This window comes from Granulicella pectinivorans (assembly GCF_900114625.1).
In the GTDB taxonomy this organism is placed as follows: Bacteria; Acidobacteriota; Terriglobia; order Terriglobales; family Acidobacteriaceae; genus Edaphobacter; species Edaphobacter pectinivorans.
In genome coordinates, this window is record NZ_FOZL01000001.1 from 2,175,561 (window position 1) to 2,195,224 (window position 19,664).

Genomic DNA, 19,664 nt, shown 5'->3' on the forward strand with positions numbered 1-19,664 from the left:
TTTGAAAGTTACATATCAAAAACCCCATGCCCGTGATGCCTGCATGGGGCTTTTGCTGTTTGGGTTAGAGGACGGAGACAACCAGGAAACCGGTCGAGCCGGAGAGGGTGCCTGACGACGCGGTGATGGCTCCGAGACCGATGGCTACAGGGGAAAAGTTGCCGGTGGAGGAGATGTTGCCTAGACCGATGCCGGAGGTGATGGCCCAGTGGACGGTGGTGGTGATGTTCTGCGTACTGCCATCGGAGAAGTGTCCGGTGGCGGTGTACTGACGGGTGGTGCCGAGCAGGTTGACGATGGTGGCGTTCGATGGGGTCACGGTGATGGATTGCAGGACTGCGTTGAGGACCGTGATCGAGATTGTGCCGGTGATGCCATGGGTGGTGGCTCGCGCGTTGAAGGCTCCGGTGGTGATGCCGGAGGCGAGGCCTGTGGAGTTGACGATGCCGATGGCTGGGGTCTGCGAGGACCAGGTGGTGGTGGCGGTGAGGTCGCGTGTTGAACCGTCGGAGTAGGTTCCGGTGGCGGTGAGTTGCAGCGAGAGGCCGAGGGCGAAGCTCGATTGCTCAGTCGTGACGGCGATGGACTGCAGCGTCGCGGCGGTGACGGTGAGTGAGGCTATCTGGGAGATGCCGTCGAGGGTTGCGGTGATCGTGGATGAGCCGGCGGCTAAGGACTGAATGAGGCCGGTGGCGCTGACCGTGGCGACGGATGCCGACGACGAGTTCCATTGAACGTGGACGGTGATGTCCTGGGTCGAGCCGTCGGAGTAGGTTCCGGTGGCGGTGAGTTGTGTTTGGACGCCGGCGGGCATGGTGGGAGCGCTTGGGGTGATCGCGATGGAGTTCAAGATTGCATTTGTTACGGTTGTCGTTACATTTTGGGAGATGCCGTTTACGGTCGTGGTGATGAGGGCGGATCCGGTGGAGACGGCGTGGACCATGCCACTGGCGTTGACGGCCGCGGCGGAGGAGTTCGTGCTGAGGTAGGTGGCTGAGGCGGTGAGATCGGCGGTGCTTCCGTCGGTGTAATGGCCGGTGACTGTGATCTGCTGCGTGGTGCCGGCGGGCATGGACAGGATTGCGGGTGCGATGGAGAGTCCGGTGAGGATCGCGGGATGGATGGTGATGAGCGCAGAGCCGGAGGTTCCGTTGAGGGTTGCGGTAACGTCGATGAGGCCGGATGCGTTGGTGGAGAGGAAGCCTCCGTTGCCGGTGATGGTGGCTTTTGATGGATCGGAGACGGACCAGGAGACGGAGTGGGTGACGTCCTGCTGGGTGAGGTTGGATAGGGTTGCGGTGGCGGTGAACTGTTTCGTCTGGCCGGCGGCGAGGGTGGCGATCGCGGGGGTGACTGCGATGGAGGTGATGGTGGCGCTCGAGACGGCGACGGTGGCGCTGCCCTGGACGAGCAGGAAGGAGGCGCTGATGGTGACGCTGCCGGTGGTGACCGCGGTGACGTTGCCGGTGAGGCTGACGGCGGCGATGAGTGGAGCAGAGCTGGTCCAGAGAACGGAGTGGGTGAGGTCCTGCGTGCTGCCGTCGGTGTATGTGCCGGTGGCGGTGAGCTGCTGGTTAGCGCCGGCGGCGAGCGATGGGTTGGCGGGGGTGACGGTGATGGACGAGAGCGTCGCCGTGGTGATGGTGGCGAGGACCGTGGTCGAGACGGAGCCGAGGGTTGCGGTGATGGTGGAGGCTCCTGCGGAGGTAGCGGTGAGCTTGCCGCTGGCGTCTACCGTGGCAACTGAGGATGTCGAAGAGGTATAGGTAACAGATGTAGTTACATTTTGAGAAGAGCCGTCGGAGAAGGTTGCCGTGGCGAGGAGTTGTTGCGTTGCTCCGGCGGGGAGAAGGATGACTGCCGGTGTGAGCTGGAGGGTGGTGGGCGTCGCGGCGGTGACGGTGAGGGGTGCCGTGGCGGTGATGCTGCCCGCGGTTGCGGTGATGATGGCGTTGCCGAGAGTGTGCGAGGTGGCGAAGCCGAGGAGGTCGACGGTAGCGGTGCTGGTGTTGGACGAACTCCAGAGAACGGAGAGGGTGAAGTCCTGGGTGGAGCCGTCGGTCATGGTGCCGGTGGCCTTGTATTGCTGGCTGGTTCCGCTTGCGAGGGTGATGCTGGTTGGCGTGATGGCGAGCGAGACGAGTGTCGCCGGGCTGACGGTCATGGTGGCCAGGGCGGTGTGTCCGGAGAGGGTGGCCCAGATCTGGGTGGCTCCTCCGTTGACGCCGCTGGCGAGGCCGTTGGTATTGACGGTGGCGAAGGCGGGAATCGAAGACTGCCATGTGGCAGAGTTGGTTACATTTTGCATGGAGCCGTCGGAGAAGTTTGCGATGGCGGCGAACTGCTGGGTATTCCCCCGGGCTACGTTCGCCAGAGCGGGTGTGACGGCGATGGAGATGAGTGCCGGTGGGGTTATGGTGAGGGTGGTCGAGCCGGTGGTTGTGTTGAGTCGGGCGGTGATGGCGGTGTTGCCGGTGGAGATGGCGGTGGCCAGACCGTTGGTGTCGATGGTGGCGGTGGCGGCCGATGTATTCCATGTAACTGAGTTGGTTACATTTTGTATGGAGCCGTCGGAGTAGTTGGCGGTTGCGGTGAACTGCTGCGTCTGGCCTGCTGCCAGCGATGGATTGGCGGGTGTGACGGCTATGGACGTCAGGGTTGCGTTGGCGGCGGTGACGGTGAGGGCGGTCGATCCGGCGATGAGGTTGTCTTGAGCGGCGATCATGGTGTTGCCTACGGCTACGCCGGTGACGAGACCTGTGGATGAGACGGTGGCGGAGGCCGGGATGGTGGAGGTCCAGGTCGCGGTGTTGGTTACGTCCTGGGTTGAGCCGTCGGAGTAGTGTGCGGTGGCGGTGTATTGCTGCGTGGTAGCGGTGGCGAGAGCTCCGTTGGCCGGGGCCACGGTGATGGACGTGATGAGGATGGGAGCGAGGTTTGTGGTGAGGGTGGTTGTGCCGTTGAGAGTGCCGGACTGGGCGGTGATGATCGTTGTGCCGGGGATCTCGGTGAGGGCGAGGCCGCCGGAGGAGATGAGGGCTGCGTTGGTGTTGGAGGAGGTCCAGGTGACGGAGGCGGTGATGTCCTGTGTGGTGCCGTCGGTGTAGATGGCCGTGGCGGTGAACTGTTGCGTCGTGCCACTGGTGAGGGTTTGGTTGGCTGGCAGGACCGCGATGGTTGTGACGGTCGCGGGGGTGACCTGCACGGCGGGCGTGGTGATGGTCTGGCCCTGGAAGGTTGCGGTGAGCGAGGCTGAGCCTACGCTGGCTCCGGTGGCGAGGCCGCTGCGGTCGACGGTGAGGACGGCGGGGTTGGAGCTGGACCAGGTGACCTGCGTGGTGAGGTTCTGTGTGCTCGAGTCGGTGTAGGTGCCGGTTGCGATGAACGGTTGGGTGGTGCCTTTGGCGAAGGATGGCGTTGGGTTGGGTGTGATGGCGATGGCGGTGAGGGTGGCGTTGGTGACGGTGACGGGGAAGGTGGCGATGTCGCCGCCGGTCGTGACGGTGACGAGGCTGGTGCCCGGTGCGATGCCGCGGACGAGGCCAGTGGTGGATACGATGGCGGCGGCGGGGTTCGAGGAGGAGAAGGTTGCGGTGGCAGTGAGGTCCTGGGTGGTGCCGTCGGAGAAGTGTCCGGTGACGGCGACCTGCGCGGCGGTGCCGGCGGCGACCGTGGGGAAGGAGGGGTTGAAGGTGACGAGGAGTAGTGTGGCGTTGGTGACTGTGAGGCTGGCGGGGCTGGCGGATTTGCCCTGGAAGGAGGCGTTGATCTGGGTGGTGCCGTTGGCGATGCCCATGGCAAGACCGTTGGCGTCGATGGCGGCTGCGGCTGGATTGCTCGTGGTCCATGCGACCTGCGTGGAGAGGTCCTGGGTGGTGCCGTCGGTGTAGGTTCCGGTAGCGGTGAACTGCCTGGTTGTGCCCTTGGCTAACTGTGCGGATGCCGGCGCGATGAGGATGCCGGTGAGCGTGGCAGGCGTGACGGTGACGGTTCCGGTGGAGGCGGCGGTGCCGTTCAACGAGGCGGTGATGCGTGCGGTGCCGATGCCTCCGGATTGCGCGAGGCCGGTGGCATTGATGGTGATCGCCGCGGGATTCGACGAGGTCCATATGGCCTGGGTGGTTATGTCCTGCGTGGTGCGGTCGGAGAGGGTGGCGATGGCGGTGAACTGGGTGGTGGTGCCGTTGGCGAAGCCGAGTGTGTTGGGGTAGATGGCGATGGAGGCGATCGTCGCGGGGGTGATGGTGACGGACTGTGTGGTGGCGGTCTGGTTGGCTGCGGTCACGGTCACCTGCGCGATGCCGCTGCCCATGCCGGTGGCGAGGCCCGCACTGGTGATGCCGATGATGCCGGTATTTGAGGTGGTGAAGCTGGCGGCGTTGGTGATGTCGTGGGTGGTGTGGTCGGAGTATGTGGCGGTCGCGGTGAACTGTTGTGTGGTCCCTTTTGCGAACGATGCGGATGTGGGCGCGACGGCGACGGAGACGATGGTTGCGGGGGTGATCTGCGCCGTGGTGGTCGCGGTCTGGCCGTTGATGGTGGCGCTGATGGCGACCGTGCCTGTGCCAGTTCCGGTGACGAGGCCGGTGGGCGATACGGTGGCTACGGACGGGTTTGAAGAGAGCCAGACGGCCTGGGTGGAGAGGTTCTGGGTGGTGCCGTCGGTGAAGGTCCCGGTGAGGGTGAACTGCTGGGTGCTTCCGCTGGCAAAGCTGGCTCCGCTGGGGCTGAGGGCTACGGACTGAAGGGTTGCGGCAGAGACGATGACCACGGCTGCGGACTGCATCCCGCCGAGTTGCGCGGTGACGTTGACGGTGCCGGGAAGGACGCCAGTGACGAGGCCGGTGGGCGTGACGACGGCGTTGGTGAGGGAGGAGCTGCTCCATGTGGCGGCAGAAGTGAGGTTCTGCATGCTGCCGTCGGAGTAGGTCCCGGTGAGGGTGAATTGCAGCGTGGTTCCTGCGGCGATGTGGCTGCTGGTGGGGGACACGGCGATGGAGACGAGGGCGGGGGGTGTTGTGCCTCCTCCGCTGCCGGCTGGACTGATGGCGACGGTGAAGGTCTGGGTGACGGTGCCGAGCTGTGCGGTCACGGTGACGCTTGTGGTGGTTATGGTGGGGTATGCGGTGGCGATGCCATGGACGTCGATGTTGAAGACGGCGGGATTCGAGGAGGCCCAGGTGATCTGGCTGGTGAGGTCCGAGGTCGTCCCGTCCTTGTAGGTGCCGGTGGCGGTGAGTTGCTGGGTGTTGCCTGTTGTGAGGGCCAGGTTCGTGGGTGTGACTGCGATGGAAATGAGGACGTCGCTCTGGACCTGGAGGGAGCTGCTCGCGGTGATGCCGTTGAAGGTCGCGGTGATGGTGGAGGTGCCGATGCTGGTTGCGTCAGCGAGGGCATCGTCCCCGATGCTGGCGACGGTGGGCGCGGAGGAGTGGAAGAGTGCGTCCAGCGTGAGGGGCTGGGTGAAGCCGTCAGAGAAGGTTCCGGTGGCGGTGAACTGCTGTTGGCCGTAGCGCCTGATGGTTGCGGTCGCAGGCGTAAGCGCGATGCCGGCGAGGGTGGCATGGGTGACGGTGACGGGTGTGGTGGTGGTGAAGAGTCCATGCTGCGCGGAGACGGAGCCGAGCCCGGGACTGACCCCGAGGACTTCGCCGTTGGCAAGGACGTCGGCGATGGAGGGCGTGGGCGCGGACCAGATGGCGTCGTAGGCGAGGTCTTCGGTGGTGCCGTCGGAGAAGGTGCCGAGCAGCGTGTACTGGCGATGGATGGAGACGGGAAGCTCTGTGTTGCCGGGGATGAGCGCGGTGGAGAGAAGGGTGGCTTGGGTAATGGTGAGGGGTGCGGTTGCGGTCTGGGAGCCAAAGGTCGCGTTGACGTTGACCTGCCCGGACTTCATGCCAAGGGCGAGGCCGTTGTTGTCGATGGAGGCGATGGTCTCGTCGGTGGTGGCCCAAAGTACGTCGTGGGTGAGGTCCTGCAGGGTGCCGTCGGAGAAGAATCCTCTGGCAGTAAAGAGGTGTCCGCTGGTGGTGGTGACGATGGCGCTGTTGGGGGAGAGGATGAGTTTGGTTAGGGCTGCGTTGGTGACGGTGACGGCGAGGGTCTGGGTGATGCCTGACAGTGTGACGGAGAGGGTCGCCGTGCCGGGCTTGCCGCTCTTGACGCGGCCGTGGCTGTCGACGGTGAAGACTGTGGGATCCGAGGAGCTCCAGACGGCAGAGTCGCTGATGCTGGTGAGGGAGCCGTTCGAGAGGGCTCCGAGCGCGTTGAACTGCGTGGTTGTTCCGAGGGCGAACTGCGTGGGGTTGGGCAGGATCTGGATGGACTTGAGCGTCGATGCGGAGGTGCTGACGTTGACGGTGGCGCTCTTGCCGAGCGCGGTGCCGGTGACCTGGGTGTTGCCCGTGCTGAGGCCGTAGGCTGCGCCCTGGTTGTCAATGGAGAAGACGGTAGAGTCGGCGCTGGACCAGGTTGCGAGCGTGGTGAGGTCGTGCGAAGAGCCGTCGGCGTAGACGCCGATGAAACGAAGCTGCTCGCGCGCGCCGCGGATGACGATAGGGTCAGGGATCTGGATGGCGGTGGAGATCAGATCGCGGGGCAGGACCTGGAAGCCATCCGTGTGGGCGGTAAGCCCGCCGAAGCTGGCGGTGAACTGGACGTCTCCAGCGGCCACACCCTGGGCGACGCCATTCGATGCGATGGTGGCGATGGCGGGGTCGGAGCTGTGCCAGTTCGCGGTGAGCGAGAGATCCTGATGCGAGCCGTCGGAGAAGGTGCCGGTGAGGATGAGTTGCTGGACGGCGCCTACAGGGAAGAGGTCGCGGGTGGCGGTGATTGCGAGGCCGGTGATGGTGGCGGGGGTGACGATGACGGTGCTCTGGCTCTGGAGGCCGGCGTAGGAGGCTTGCAGGGTTGCTGTGCCGGGCGCGATGGCGATGTCCATGCCGGATGGGCCGACGGCAACGACGGATGTGGCGCTGGTGCTCCATGTAACCACACTGGTTACATTTTGCTGCGAGCCGTCGGAGTAGAGGGCGAGCGCGGTGTGGAGCTCGGCGGTTCCGGCCGCGACGCTACTACTGGTGGGCTGGACGATGAGCGCGGTGACGGTGGCGGAGGGAGTGATGGAGGCGTTGGTGGTTTGGGTGATCGTGCCGGATTGGGCGGTGATCGTTGCCGTGGATGCAGTCCGGGTGTGGGAGAGTGTGGCGAGGCCGGAGGCGTCGATGGCGAGGAGCGATGGGCTCGACGAGGTCCATGCAACGGAATTGGTTACATTCTGGGTGGATCCGTCGGCGTAGGTGGCGGTCGCGGTGAACTGCTGTTTGGTACCGGCCTGGATGCTGGGGTTTGCCGGGGCAATGGCGATGGATGCGAGGGGCGGGTCGGAGACGGTGCCGGAGATGGTCACGGTTTTGCCGCCGTTCGTGGCGGTGATGACGTAGGTGCCGGGGGAGAGGGCGGTGAGGAGGCCGGAGGCGCCGATCGTCGCGACGGAGGCGGGGAGGACGCTCCATGTGGCCGACGACGTCACATTTGCCGTAGTGTTGTTCGCATAGGTAGCAGCAGCGGTGTACTGCTGGGTGGCGTTGGTGTAGATGCTTGCGCTGGCGGACGAGAGGGCGAGCGCGGTGACAGATGGCGCGCCGATGGAGACGCCGAAGGTTCCGGTTGCGGTGCTGAGGGTTGCGGTGACTATGGCCGAGCCGGCGCTCATGCCGGTGAGCAGTCCGCTGGTACTGACGGTGGCGATGGATGGAGCGGATGAGGTCCAGGTGACGGTGGCGGAGATGTCTCTCGCTATGCCTGCGATGTCGTACTGGGTGGCGTGGAGCTGCGTGGTGGAGCCTGCACTGACGGATGCGTTGTCCGCATAAATGGTGATTGCGCCGCCTGTGTACGGGTGTCCTCCACCGCAGCCGAGGACGAAGGCGGCGAGGAAGGAAAGCACGGACGACAGGACGAGGCGGACAAAGGAATGCTGCTTGCGCATGAGTGGAGGCTCCCGTCCCGTGTATCGGCGTGGTGGGGGAGAGCATGAGAATTTGTTCCGCCGGATGTGATCGCTGCGTGTGGTGCGCCGAGGGCTGCGCGGCAGAAACGTTGGGCGAGAAGAAAATTTCTTGATCGGCTATGATGCTGCGGTCAGGAGAGATTGCCATGAATCTGTCGCGAAGAGAGTTTGCCCGTCTGGCTGGGGCTGCCGCTGTGGTTCCATTTGCTCCGTCCGCTGCGTTTGCGCAGGGTGGAGCTGCAAAGAAGATTCGTTACTGCGTGGTGGGGCTGGGGCGGATCTCGCTGCAGCACTTCATGCCAGGAACGAAGATGGGATCGCTGGGAGAGATTACGGCGATCGTGAGCGGGCATCGCGACAAGGCGCTGAAGGTTGCGGCGGAGTATGGTGTGCCGGAGAGCTCGATCTACAGCTACGAGGACTACGACAAGATTCGCGATAACCCGAACATCGATGCGGTGTACATTGCGCTGCCGAACTCGATGCATGCGGAATACTCGATTCGTGCGGCAAATGCCGGCAAGCATGTGCTGTGCGAGAAGCCGATGGCGAATACGGTGAAGGAGTCCGAGGACATGATCGCGGCGTGCAAGGTCGCGGGCAAGAAGCTGATGATCGCCTATCGATGCCAGCTTGTGCCGACGTTTTTGCATGCGCGCGATCTGGTGCAGAAGGGATCGCTGGGGACGATCCAGGCAGTGGAAAGCGCGAACGGATTCAACATCGCGAAGGGCGAGTGGAGATGCAATCGCAAGCTTGCGGGCGGCGGGCCTCTGATGGATGTGGGGATCTATTCGCTAAATGCCTGCCGCTTTTTTCTCGGTGAGGAGCCGGTGGGGATCAATGCGTATACCTCAGTGATCGACCATGACGGGCGGTTCGACGAGGTGGAAGAGAATGTCGTTTGGACGATGAAGTTTCCCTCAGGAGTGCTGGCTTCGTGCTCGTCGACGTACGGGGCTTCGATGGAGGGGATCATCCGCGTGCATGGATCGAAGGGAACGTTGACGCTGACACAGTTTGGGTACCAGGGGATTCATCTGCAGGCGCGGATCAATGGGGTGAATCGAGGGGATCCACCGCAGATGATCGACGACCTGGAGGAGGAGAAGGATCCCGCACAATTCGCGAGGGAGTCGGATTATTTTTCGAAGTGCATTCTGGATGGATTACCGGTGGGGCCCTCGGGTGAGGAAGGCCTGAAGGATATGAAGGCAATGATGCGGATCTATGAGTCGGCTGCGAAGAATGCATGACAGGACACGCGTGCTTAGGCTATTTGGCCTAGCCATGACACTCACCATTTGACTGTGGCTCTTAGGGTGATGTGCCCATAGGATGGCGTGACACGGGATCTGAACTGCGGTGCGACGGTCCTGCTGTCGATGCCGAGGGCCGGCGGTTTCGCGGTGGCCGCCGGATTCGGTGCCTGCACGGTGCGTTTCGACAAGGACGAACGGCGGGAATGCGCCGATAATGGGCAGATGGAGAATGTTTCGACTATGCTGACTCGCCGCACTCTGGTTCGTATGATGGCTGCCACTGCAGTTCTACCCGCAACCGTTGAGGGCTTTGCCGCCGTGAAGAAGACACGCCTGTTGATTGGCACCGGGACCGGTGGCAAGAGCAAGAGCAAAGGGATCTATGTCGCTGACTTCGATGCGACGACTGGTTCTCTCGGCGAGATGACCCTGGCTGCGGAGCTGGAAAGCCCGACCTGGATCGCGGTCGACCGGCATCAGCAGCACCTGTTCGCGATCAGCGAGGTGAAGAAGGGCATGGTGACGTCGTTCGCCGTGAACAAGGGCAGCGGGGTGACGCTGACCAAGGTGAATGAGCAGTCGGCGGAAGGTTCAGGGCCAGCGCATGTGGGCGTGAATCGCGATGGAAAGAGCGTCTATGTTGCCAACTATGGCAGCGGTAGCCTGACTTCGTACGCCGTGGATAAGGCCGGGACGATCTCGCCTTCGATATCGCATTTTCAATACAAGCCGGTGGACGGCCTGCCCGAACACGCTCATCCCCATGCGCATGAGGCGACGCCCTCTCCGGATGGCAAGTTCCTGTTGGTGAACGACCTGGGCTCGGACCGGATCATGATCTACCGGATCGACCAGAAGACGGGCAAACTGACGGAGAACACGCCGGCATTCTGGCAGGGGCGGCAGAAATCGGGGCCTCGCCACCTTACGTTTCATCCGAACGGCAAGTGGGTCTACAACGTGAATGAGCTGGACTCCACGGTCGACCATCTTGCGTGGGATAAACATACGGGCACGTTGACGACGATTGGGTCGTTTGTGTCGACGCTGGAGCCCGACTTTCCGAAGAATACGGCTTTCTGTTCGGAGATTCTGACGTCGAAGGATGGACGGTTCTGCTACGTGGGAAACCGCCGGAACGAAACGGTCGCGATGCTTTCGATCGACCATAAGACGGGCGCGGTGAAGCTGGAGCAGGTGATCGAGCACGGCGGTAAGACAGCGCGGCATGTGACGCTCGATCCTACGGAGAAGTTTTTGCTGGTGGCCTGCCAGGATTCGGCGCAGGTGTCGGTGATGGCGCGGGATGCGGTGACGGGCAAGCTGTCGGGCCCGGTGAAGCTGTTCCCGATCGATAGTCCGCAGTGTTTGGTTTTTGTTTCCTAGTTGGCTTTTCAGGAGAGACGATGCCCGTAAGTGCGAATCCCCCGATGATCGACCGTGCTGACCCGCGGTTCGAATTGCTGAAGAAGGGCAACAATGCGCGGTTTCCGGACCCTGCGGTGCCTCCGCCATCCAAGATTGCCGTCTGCGCGGATGGGGCGGAGTGCGCGGCTGCGCTGCAGCAGATTATCGCCGCCGGACTGAGACCGACGGTGAGGTCCGGTGGTCATGGCTATGAGGACTTCTGGCAGAACAACCCGGGCGGCGTGATCATCGACTTGTCCACGCATGACACGGTGGACAAGGGCAAATACGGCTATCGCGTGGGCGCGGGCACCATGCTCGGCGTGGCGTATGCGCAACTCTATAAGAAGTATGGCGTCACGATGCCGGGTGGTAGCTGTTATGCGGTAGGTGCTGGCGGACATATCTCGGGCGGCGGATACGGGGTGCTCTCACGGCTCTTCGGCCTGACCTCGGATTGGGTCACGTCCCTCGATGTTTTGACGGTCGACGCGCACGGCAAGGTGATTGAGCGGCATATCGACAAGGATCACGATGCGGATCTCTTTCGGGCCTGCCGCGGTGCGGGCGGCGGGAACTTCGGCATTATTACGAACTTCTACTTCGAGAAGCTGCCGACGGCTCCGAGCCAGGTGGCGGATGCGGGCGTGTCGTTTGCCTGGGAAGACATGACGGAAGTGAAGTTCACCAAGTTGCTGCAGCGTTACGGCGATTTCTTCGAGGGGCGCGGCAAGGACAAGGATACGTGGGGGTTATTCACCTTCTTCGGCGTGAGCCCGGCATCCGGTCCACAGGCGCGGATCGGGATGCATGCGCAGTTCTGCAATCCTGACGGCACGGCGAGGGATGTCGCGGTGCTGCATGAGTTCTTCGATTTGTTTCGGGATTTGAATCCTTTGCCGAATGGGGGTGGTGGTGGACGGAATGGTCAGACCATGGCTCCTGTGTTGCAGAATAAGGACGGACGACCCTACGACATCAGCTACCGGCACTGGTATGAGGCCACGGTGAACGGTGGGGTCGGCGGTGGGAGCCGGGGCAAGTACAAGTCGGCGTATATGAAGCAGAGCTTTTCGGCGGAGGAGTGTGCGGCGGCGTACAAGTTCATGAAGTCGCCGAGCGCGGGTGCGATGGGGTCAGTGATGGCGATCGACTCGTATGGCGGCGCGGTGAACGATCCGGCCCGGCTGGCGGATACTTCGGTCTCGCAGAGGGCTTCGATCATGAAGCTGCAGTACCAGTGCTATTGGCGGGATAAGGAGCAGGATCCGATCCATCTGAAGTTCATGGACGATTTTTACACGTCGATCTATACGGGGCCACAGGTTGGACCGCAGTACCAGGGCACGCCGATGGGACCGCGGTTCGAGGGGTGCTACATGAACTACTCGGACGCGGATATGCTGCGGTACAAGTTCTGGCCGGAGCTGTTCTACGGGACGGGCGACCTGTATCCGTTCCTGATCGCGGTGAAGAAGAAGTATGACCCGAACAATGTGTTCCACAGCTCGATGAGCGTACGGGCCTAGGAGGCGACGATGATCTGGACGCGGCGTACGTTTGTTTCGGCTCTGAGCGCGGCGGCGGTGGTTGCGCCGAAGTTTTCCTCCGTTGCGGTTGCCGAGGCTCCGAGTGGGAGTTTTCGCGCGTTTGTGGGGGCTTCGGATGGGACTGTGATGGCTTACCGGGTCTCCGATGGGGCCTGGAGGCAGGATGGCGCTGCGGTGGTGGCGGCCAGTCCGCGTGGGCTCGCGCTGCATCCCACGCTGCCGGTGCTGTATGCCACGGATGCCGTGGACGGGCATGGGGATCGGCCGCGGGGGAGTGTCGCGGCGTTCCGCGTGACGGGTTCGGGGCTTGCGGCGATGAATGTGGAGGGGATGGCGCTTTCGGCGACCGCGCCCTCGCATCTTTCGGTCGTGGACGACGTGCTGCTGGTTTCGTCGGCGGGCGGAGGGGCCTACAACGCGTTCGGGCTGGCAGAGGACGGGGCTTTGCTGCCGGTGGCTTCGGCTCTGAAGCAAATTGGGTCCGGGCCGCATGTCCTTCAGGAGAAAGCACATCCACATGCTTCCGTGGCTGGAGAGCTGGGCGCGTATGCCAGCGATTTCGGCTCGGACCGGGTGAATCACCTGGTGTTTACGGAGGGGATCGCTTCGGTGGCCAGCCGGGTTTCGCTGCCGGCGGGGAGCGGGCCTGGGCATCTGGTGCTGGCGGGATCGCACCTGGTGGTCGCTTCGCGGCTTTCGGCTGGGCTCACGGTGTTGCCGGTGGATCAGACCTCCGGGCGGCTGGAGGCGGCGGTGCATGCGCTTCCGGTGGCTTTGGCGGAGTGTGGACCTCTGGCGGTAAATGGCTCTGGGAATAGGATTTATCTGGCTGGTGTGGACCATGCCGGGGAGACGGTTGTGGCTTCGTTCGGACTTTCTTCCGGTGGGCGGCTGCGGGCTTTGCAGAGCGTTACGGTTGCGGGTGCGGGGCGGCCGGAGCAGATGGTGCTGGCGGGCAAGGAGTTGCTGTTGGCCGGGGCTGGTGGGGTGAGCCGGATTCCGGTATTTGCTGGACGGCTTGGGGAGGGTGCTTTGGTGCTTCCCAAGGCTGGTGCGGTTAGCCTCGTTGTTGGCTAGAGGTCGGACCTCCGGTCTGAAAAGTGGTATGAAAGTGCACCGGTTTCGGTGCACTTTTTCTTTTGCCCGTATCGTGGTGATCTAAAGGGGTTACGGGTGGCCGGTGCGGAAATCCCCATGTTTCTCCAGGAGCACTTTGGATGGTAAAACGTGGCAAAAGTACGGAAAATGTGGACAGAATGCTACTTTTTCCGTGTTTGGCAAAAGTGGTCTGTTTTTGTTCGATGATCGGACAGATAGCTCGGTTAGCGACCGGAGCGAGGGTGGCCAGGTAGAGATTCCAAAGCGGATACGTACAGGCGATGGCAACGGCAACCGCAACCGCAACGGGCTATGCGTTGCCATTGGGTTTGAGGCGGGCCGACCGCATCCTTTCGATGATGCCGAAAGGATGCGGCACCCATCCGGATGGTTCTGTCTTGGTTTGGTTTTGGGCTAGCGGGCGTTCAGGCCGTCTACGAGGGAGTTGCGGTAGGCACCGAAGGCTGGGATGAGCCCCAGGATAGCGGCTGAGACGAGCGTGGCGGCGGCGTAGAGTTCTACGCGCGGGCTGAGGCCAACCTGGGCGATGGGGAGGCCGAAGTGGGTCTCGATGGTGGTGCGCAGCGCGTAGAGGAGGACGTAGACGGCGGCGATGCCGATCGCGGTGCCGATGGCGGCGATGAAGGTGGATTCCAGGACGAAGAGCAGGAAGATCTGGTAGGCGTGGAGGCCTACGGCGCGCAGGACGGCGATCTCGCGGCGGCGTTCGTTGAGGGCGGTGTAGAGGGCGATGAGCATCGCTAAGAGGCCCACGACGAGGACGGCGGCGGAGACGAGGGAGAGGGCGGTGTCGGCGTAGTCGAGGAGGCTCCAGAGCTCCTGGAGGGTGTAGGCGGGGATGATCGAGGTGAGGGGCTCGGGCTTGTAGGTGTCGATCTCGCGCTGGAGGTAGAGGGTGCTGACGCGCGATTTGGCGCCGAGCATGAAGCTGGTGATCTGGTCGACCTGGAGCTTCGAGGGGTCGAGGACGGGGACGGCCTCACCGATGGCGGGGGGCGTGCCGCCGGACCAGCCGAAGTGCATGGCCTCTTCGCCGAGGAGGGTGATGTAGAGGGAGCGGTCGACGGGGGTGGCGGTCTGGGCGAGGATGCCGACGACGGTGAAGGGCGTGTTGTCGTGGTTGAGGATGGATTTTTCTTCGACGCCGTGGGCGAGGACGATCTTGTCGCCGAGGTGGAGGTTGCGCTCTTTGGCGATGGTGGAGCCGAGGGCGACGTCGAACAGGCCGGTTGCGGCGTGGCCTTCGGCGAGGGCGAGCGAATGGCCGCCACGGTACTGGTAGTGCCGGTAGAAGTTTTCGTCGGTGGCGATGACGGGGAAGCCGCGGTAAGAGTCGCCGATGGAGATGGGGATGGTCCAGGCGACGGCCTTGTGCTGGGCGAAGTGCTGGTAAGAGGCCCAGGAGATGTTGTTAGAGGCGGCACCGATATGGAAAACGCTTGACAACAAAAGGGGGAGGCCGCCGCCGCGGGCTCCTACGATGAGGTCGGTGTGGGAGATGGTGCCGGAGAAGCCGGCTTGCGTGGCGCTGCGGAGGCGGTCCACGCCGACGAGGAGCATGACGGAGAGGGCGATGGAGAAGATGGTGAGGGAGGTCGCCAGGGTGCGGGCGCGGAGGGAGCGGAGGGCCAGCCAGAGAATGGTCATTGGGCGGCCTCGTTCAAGGTGCGCAGGGAGAGGGTTTGGTCGAAGTGCGATGCCAGGCTCAGGTCGTGGGAGACGAAGAGGAGGGTCGCGCCTTGCAGAACCTCGTCGAGGAGGTTGAGGAAGTCGTCGCGGCGGTCGGTGTCGAGGGACGAGGTGGGCTCGTCGGCGATGATGAGCGGCGGGGAGCCGATGACGGCTCTTGCGATGGCGACGCGCTGCTGCTGGCCTGTGGACAGGCGGGTGACGGGTGCGTCGAGATGGGCGTGGAGGTCGAGGCGCCGTGCGATGCGGGCTACCTCTTCGTGGAGGTTGCCGGCGATGCGGGCGCGGCGCTCGGGGTGGAGGCGGCAGGGGATCGCGATGTTCTCGGCGACGGTGAGGTAGGGGATGAGATTGAAGGTCTGGAAGATGTAGCCGATGGAGGCGCCGCGGAGGGTGTCGCGCTTGCCGGAGGAGAGCCTGGTGAGCTCTTGGCCGAGGACCTGTACGGAGCCCTGCTGGGGCGTGAGGACGCCGGAGATGAGGGAGAGGAGGGTGGTCTTGCCGGAGCCGCTGGGGCCGTGGAGGAAGGTACGGAGGCCGGTGGGCAGGACGAGAGACGGGATGCTGAGGATGGGTTTGGCGGGGGTGTAGGCGAAATGGACGTTCTCGATTCGAACGGCTTCGGTCATTTCTTTGCCTGGGCCTTTTCCTGGTCGTAGGGGCCAACGGAGTCGCCGTCCATGCTGAAGCTGACGTCGCCGTAGGGGCTATCGACGGTGGAGACGTGGAGCTGGCCGGTGACGATGATGGGATCGGTGAAGGACATCTTCGCCTTGCCGTGGTTCTTGAGCTTGATGTAGATCATCTGGTTCGGCGGTGGCGGGGGTACGTGAATGCAGGCTCCGGAGAAGGGAACGAGGAGGAACTCGGTGACCTGATCGGCGTCGTCCTCGAGGGGCACCATGAAGCCGGGGACGGCTACGATTTTCTTGTCGAGGGATTTGGCGGGGGAGGGGGCCTTGGTGTCGGTGAGGGTCTTGAGGGTGTTCCAGGAGACCTGCGTGGCGGGGACCGGGGCGGCGAGGAGGAGGGTGGCGGAGAGGAGGACGGATAGTACCGGGATGCGAAGGTTCATGTTGTTCTCCTCTCTGGGTTGGATGCGGGTTGAGTGGGATTCGACCAAAAGAGCGGTTGTGGGGAGGATAGAAAGGCCTACCTCAGGGGCTTCAGCCCGGTTCATTGGCGGATGGTGAGGCCCATTCGAAACCACGCTCATCCCGCAGTGTGCTGCATGGGATGAGCGTGGTTGTTTGACGTTGGTTACTGCGGTTTTGTTGCGGAGGGGAGCGAGCCCACGGGGACGGACTGGGGGAACTTCTTGCCGCCGGTGGCTCCGAAGGGACGCTCGTTGAAGGTAGTCCAGCGACGCGACTGGCTCTCGTCGGCGGAGTGCTTGGTGGCGTCCCACATGTCGGCGGAGATGCCGTTGAGGTCGTAGACGATCTTTCCGTCACGCAAGGTGAGTTCGCAGATGATGCGCTGGGTGCCCATGGCTTTGGTGTTGTACATGTCGGTGAAGCCGAAGCTGCCCTTCTCGATGGAGAAGAGGGCGACGTCGGCGCCGGCACCGATGGAGAGGTTGCCGTACTGCTCCTGGCGGATCTCGTGGGCGGGATGCGAGGTCATCTGGGCGAAGACTTCGGGGATGGTTTCGCCCATGAGGAGCATGCGGTCGGCGACGCCGAGGATGTCCTTCATGGCGCTGTTCATGGAGCCGACATGCAGATCGGTGGAGAGGGAGTCGGGGTGATAGCCGGCCTTCATGAGGGGGATGGCGACGGTCCAGGAGAAGGAGCCTCCGCCCATGCCGATATCGCAGTAGATGCCACGCTTGCGCATTGCGATGAGTGCGGCGGAGGGGCCGCCGGTTTCGGCGTCCTGCTCGCGGCGGAGGCCGGAGAAGCAGTGGGTGTAGATGTCGCCGGGCTCGAGGTACTTGGTGACGAGGTCGTAGAGGGGACGCTCGATGCGGTTGGCGCCGAAGTCGATCATGACGGGGATGTTGGCGATTTTGCCGGCGATTTCGGCCTGCTCGTAGGGCTTCCATTCGGGGCCGGTGAAGTGGGCGCTCTTGATGCCGACGATGACGCCGGGGAACTGCTTGGCCTTTTCGCCGGTGAGCTTGCCGTCCATGTCGTCGAGGTTGTCTTCGTACTTGCCGCCGCGCATGCCGGAGCCGACGATGTTGAGCTCGGAGAGGACGCGGGTCTTCTGGCGGTCGATGATCTTATCTTTGAAGTCGTCGAAGTTGCGCCAGCCGGAGGAGCCGGCGTCGATGATGGTGGTGACGCCATTGCGGAGGGTGAAGCCATCCGGGTAGATGGACAGGTCGCCGGCGTAGGAGCCCTTTTCGCCGGTGCCGGTATAGACGTGGGTGTGGAGGTCGATGAGGCCGGGGGTGACGTAGAGGCCCTTGGCGTCGACGGTCTTGAGGGCCTGGGCGTGGTCGATGTGGGGGGCTACGGCGGCGATTTTGCCGTCCTTGATACCGACGTCCATCATGGCGTCGATGTGGTTCTTGTCGTCGAGGACGTGGCCGTTGGCGATGAGGAGATCGTAGGGGAGCGGGTTCGGCGGCATGGTCGGGCCGACGCGGCGCTGGGAGAAGGCGAAGGAGGAGCAGAGGGCCAGGGTGGCCAGGGCTGCGGTCGTACAACGGCTGATGTTCATCGAGGACCTCTTGGCGGTGATGTTGTATTTCAGCCCTGGGAGAGGAAGGCATACCCCAGGGGCTAAAGCCCGGTTCATTGGCGGACGGTGAGACCCAAGGCTAAAGCCTTGGAATACCTGGAAGCCAAGACGAAAGACAAAAGCGGATTCCCTTCGTGGATGACAGCCAAAGGGCGACGGCAACGGCAAAGACAACGGACCGGGGCGCAAGCCCCTTCTTCTCCTGCCCTCGGACGTGGGGCTGAAGTCCACGTCCAAGGGCAACTACGATGCAACGTTAAAACGGTTAGGCCTTGGTGGCGCGGAAGGTTGCGGCTCCGTACTCGCCGAGCTTGACGTCGCCGGTGATGGTGGAGCCGGATGCGACGCCGGTGAAGGTGTAGGGGACGGTTGAGCCGCTGATGTTCATGGCGCTCATGAGCTGGACGTGGTCGGCGGTGACCTTGCCGTGGAGTTCAGTGGTGTAGAGCTCGCCGTGCTGTGTGCCGGTGATGGCGGTGCCCTTCTGCTCGAGGATGAACTGCTGCTGGGCTGTGCCGCGGAGGTAGGTGATCTCGACGGCCCAGGTGCCGGCGAGGCTGGCGGTGGGGCCGGTGGGGACGACGGGGTTTTCGAAGTGGCCGGGGTTGCGGAGGTACTTCGAGACGAACTCGGCGACGATCTTGTAGTCGCCGGGCTCCATCATGTAGGGCATGATCTCGAAGGAGGAGTGCATGTGGTCGGGGCGGGTGCCGCTGCCGCCCATGACGAGGATGCGGGGGCTGCCTTTGTCGAGCATGGCGACGAGCTCGGTGCCGGTGATGCCGACCTTGGCGGCGTCCCAGGAGACGGTGAGGGTCGGGGCGCGGTTGGAGAGATCGGCGGTGATGGGATTGACCTTGGTGGTGAGGGTCGGGATGCCCTTGAGCTCGGCGGCGATGTAGTTGATCCAGTCGTTCCACTGCTTCTGCTCGGCTTCGTGGTCGCGCTTGTACCACTGGCGGACGGCGGCGAGGATGCCCATGGCCTCTTCCTTGCCGACCTTGAGGGCGCGTCCCCAGTTATGGTGGGGGGCGGCGTTCCAGAAGGCGGCGGCGCAGAGGTCTTTGGGCCCGAGGAGGATGCCGGAGGCCTGGGGTCCGCGCATGCACTTGCCGCCCGAGTAGGCGACGAAGGTGGCTCCGGCGGCGAAGTGGATGTTGGGAACGATGGGCTCTTCGGCGGCGGCGTCGACGAAGACGGGAACGCCCTTTTCCTTCGCGATGGCGCAGATGGTCTTGATGGAGAGTGGCTCTTCGAAGGCGCGGGGGCCGGAGATGATGTAGATCATCGCGGTGCGGTCGGAGATCTTGGCGCGGAGTTCGGCGTCGGTTTCCACCTCGACGATTTCGGGGCCGGACATGCGGGTGCCAAAGTCGTACTGGTTGCGGTAGATCGAAGGGATGATGACCTGGTCCTTCTTCTTCTTGTAGGGCATCGACTGGGAGTATTCGGGGTCGGTGCCGATACAACAGGCCACGGTGGCAAGGGCGATGGCGGCCTCGCAGCCTGTGGTGACGATGGCGGAGGGGGCTCCCATGTGGGAGGCGATCTCGGCGCCTACGGCGGCCATGAGTTCGTCGATGTGGACGTAGTACTGGGAGGCCTCGAACATGGCCTGTTTCACTTCAGGCAAGGACTGCGAGCCGGAGATGATGGTGTAGGTGCCGCGCGCGTTGACGATGGGGCGGAGACCGATCTGGGTGTAGAGGTTGTCGGTGAAGGTGCCCTTGTTGGTGATGGTGAGGGGAGCGCTGCCGGAGTTCATGGTCGCGGCGGAGGCGGAGAGAGGCGCTACGGCAGCCGCCGCGGTGAGAAGGCCGGAGTTCCTGAGGACGTCTCTGCGAGACCAGCGGGACTTGGAAGTCGGAAGGAGGGACATGCCGTTTTTACCTGTCTTTCTTTCTTTTTACGAATCTGTTTGAAGCGAGTACG

Annotated in this window: 10 protein-coding genes; 4 read left to right on the forward strand and 6 right to left on the reverse strand. The window is 63.4% G+C overall.

Translation table 11 applies throughout. From position 1 onward, the window contains the following. Nucleotides 1–64 precede the first annotated feature (64 nt). On the reverse strand, nucleotides 65–7,993 hold the full coding sequence (locus BM400_RS08770; protein ID WP_089838538.1) for a beta strand repeat-containing protein: 7,929 nt from the start codon (nucleotides 7,991–7,993) through the stop codon (nucleotides 65–67). Nucleotides 7,994–8,160: 167 nt separating this feature from the next. Between BM400_RS08770 and BM400_RS08775 the strand changes: the two genes are divergently transcribed. The 4 genes from BM400_RS08775 to BM400_RS08790 all read left to right on the forward strand — a co-directional run bounded on the left by BM400_RS08775 (nucleotide 8,161) and on the right by BM400_RS08790 (nucleotide 13,310). After that, nucleotides 8,161–9,270 carry a Gfo/Idh/MocA family protein gene (locus BM400_RS08775; protein ID WP_089841652.1) on the forward strand — a complete coding sequence of 370 codons (1,110 nt, stop codon included), beginning with the start codon at nucleotides 8,161–8,163 and terminating at the stop codon, nucleotides 9,268–9,270. 87 nt (nucleotides 9,271–9,357) lie between these two features. After that, complete coding sequence (locus tag BM400_RS08780) at nucleotides 9,358–10,662, forward strand: lactonase family protein (RefSeq protein WP_089838540.1); 1,305 nt, start codon at nucleotides 9,358–9,360, stop codon at nucleotides 10,660–10,662. 20 nt (nucleotides 10,663–10,682) lie between these two features. Next, nucleotides 10,683–12,212 (forward strand): FAD-binding oxidoreductase, encoded by a 1,530-nt coding sequence (locus tag BM400_RS08785; RefSeq protein WP_245781762.1) that lies wholly within the window; start codon nucleotides 10,683–10,685, stop codon nucleotides 12,210–12,212. A gap of 9 nt (nucleotides 12,213–12,221) precedes the next feature. Further along, nucleotides 12,222–13,310: a lactonase family protein gene (locus BM400_RS08790; protein WP_089838545.1), complete on the forward strand. Its 1,089-nt coding sequence runs from the start codon at nucleotides 12,222–12,224 to the stop codon at nucleotides 13,308–13,310. A 435-nt stretch (nucleotides 13,311–13,745) separates the two neighbouring features. Here the strand turns inward: BM400_RS08790 and BM400_RS08795 are convergent, their stop codons facing one another. The 5 genes from BM400_RS08795 to BM400_RS08815 all read right to left on the reverse strand — a co-directional run bounded on the left by BM400_RS08795 (nucleotide 13,746) and on the right by BM400_RS08815 (nucleotide 19,611). Further along, nucleotides 13,746–14,999, reverse strand: coding sequence for an ABC transporter permease (locus tag BM400_RS08795; RefSeq protein WP_089838547.1), 1,254 nt, complete (start codon nucleotides 14,997–14,999; stop codon nucleotides 13,746–13,748). Then, nucleotides 14,996–15,670, reverse strand: a complete 675-nt coding sequence (locus BM400_RS08800; protein ID WP_089838549.1) for an ABC transporter ATP-binding protein — start codon at nucleotides 15,668–15,670, stop codon at nucleotides 14,996–14,998. Before BM400_RS08800 ends, BM400_RS08795 begins: the two co-directional genes overlap by 4 nt. Further along, nucleotides 15,667–16,116, reverse strand: a complete 450-nt coding sequence (locus tag BM400_RS08805) for a DUF3299 domain-containing protein (protein ID WP_089838551.1) — start codon at nucleotides 16,114–16,116, stop codon at nucleotides 15,667–15,669. Before BM400_RS08805 ends, BM400_RS08800 begins: the two co-directional genes overlap by 4 nt. A gap of 185 nt (nucleotides 16,117–16,301) precedes the next feature. Beyond that, nucleotides 16,302–17,711: an amidohydrolase/deacetylase family metallohydrolase gene (locus tag BM400_RS08810; protein WP_089838552.1), complete on the reverse strand. Its 1,410-nt coding sequence runs from the start codon at nucleotides 17,709–17,711 to the stop codon at nucleotides 16,302–16,304. 286 nt (nucleotides 17,712–17,997) lie between these two features. Next, on the reverse strand, nucleotides 17,998–19,611 hold the full coding sequence (locus tag BM400_RS08815) for a PLP-dependent transferase (RefSeq protein WP_089838554.1): 1,614 nt from the start codon (nucleotides 19,609–19,611) through the stop codon (nucleotides 17,998–18,000). Nucleotides 19,612–19,664: the final 53 nt, after the last annotated feature.

What these genes read in the sequence shown, in the direction of transcription:
- BM400_RS08770 (WP_089838538.1), bottom strand. Translation starts at nt 7,993, where the DNA reads ATGCGCAAGCAGCATTCCTTTGTCCGCCTCGTCCTGTCGTCCGTGCTT.
- BM400_RS08775 (WP_089841652.1), top strand. Translation starts at nt 8,161, where the DNA reads ATGAATCTGTCGCGAAGAGAGTTTGCCCGTCTGGCTGGGGCTGCCGCT.
- BM400_RS08785 (WP_245781762.1), top strand. Translation starts at nt 10,683, where the DNA reads ATGCCCGTAAGTGCGAATCCCCCGATGATCGACCGTGCTGACCCGCGG.
- BM400_RS08790 (WP_089838545.1), top strand. Translation starts at nt 12,222, where the DNA reads ATGATCTGGACGCGGCGTACGTTTGTTTCGGCTCTGAGCGCGGCGGCG.
- BM400_RS08795 (WP_089838547.1), bottom strand. Translation starts at nt 14,999, where the DNA reads ATGACCATTCTCTGGCTGGCCCTCCGCTCCCTCCGCGCCCGCACCCTG.
- BM400_RS08800 (WP_089838549.1), bottom strand. Translation starts at nt 15,670, where the DNA reads ATGACCGAAGCCGTTCGAATCGAGAACGTCCATTTCGCCTACACCCCC.
- BM400_RS08805 (WP_089838551.1), bottom strand. Translation starts at nt 16,116, where the DNA reads ATGAACCTTCGCATCCCGGTACTATCCGTCCTCCTCTCCGCCACCCTC.
- BM400_RS08810 (WP_089838552.1), bottom strand. Translation starts at nt 17,711, where the DNA reads ATGAACATCAGCCGTTGTACGACCGCAGCCCTGGCCACCCTGGCCCTC.
- BM400_RS08815 (WP_089838554.1), bottom strand. Translation starts at nt 19,611, where the DNA reads ATGTCCCTCCTTCCGACTTCCAAGTCCCGCTGGTCTCGCAGAGACGTC.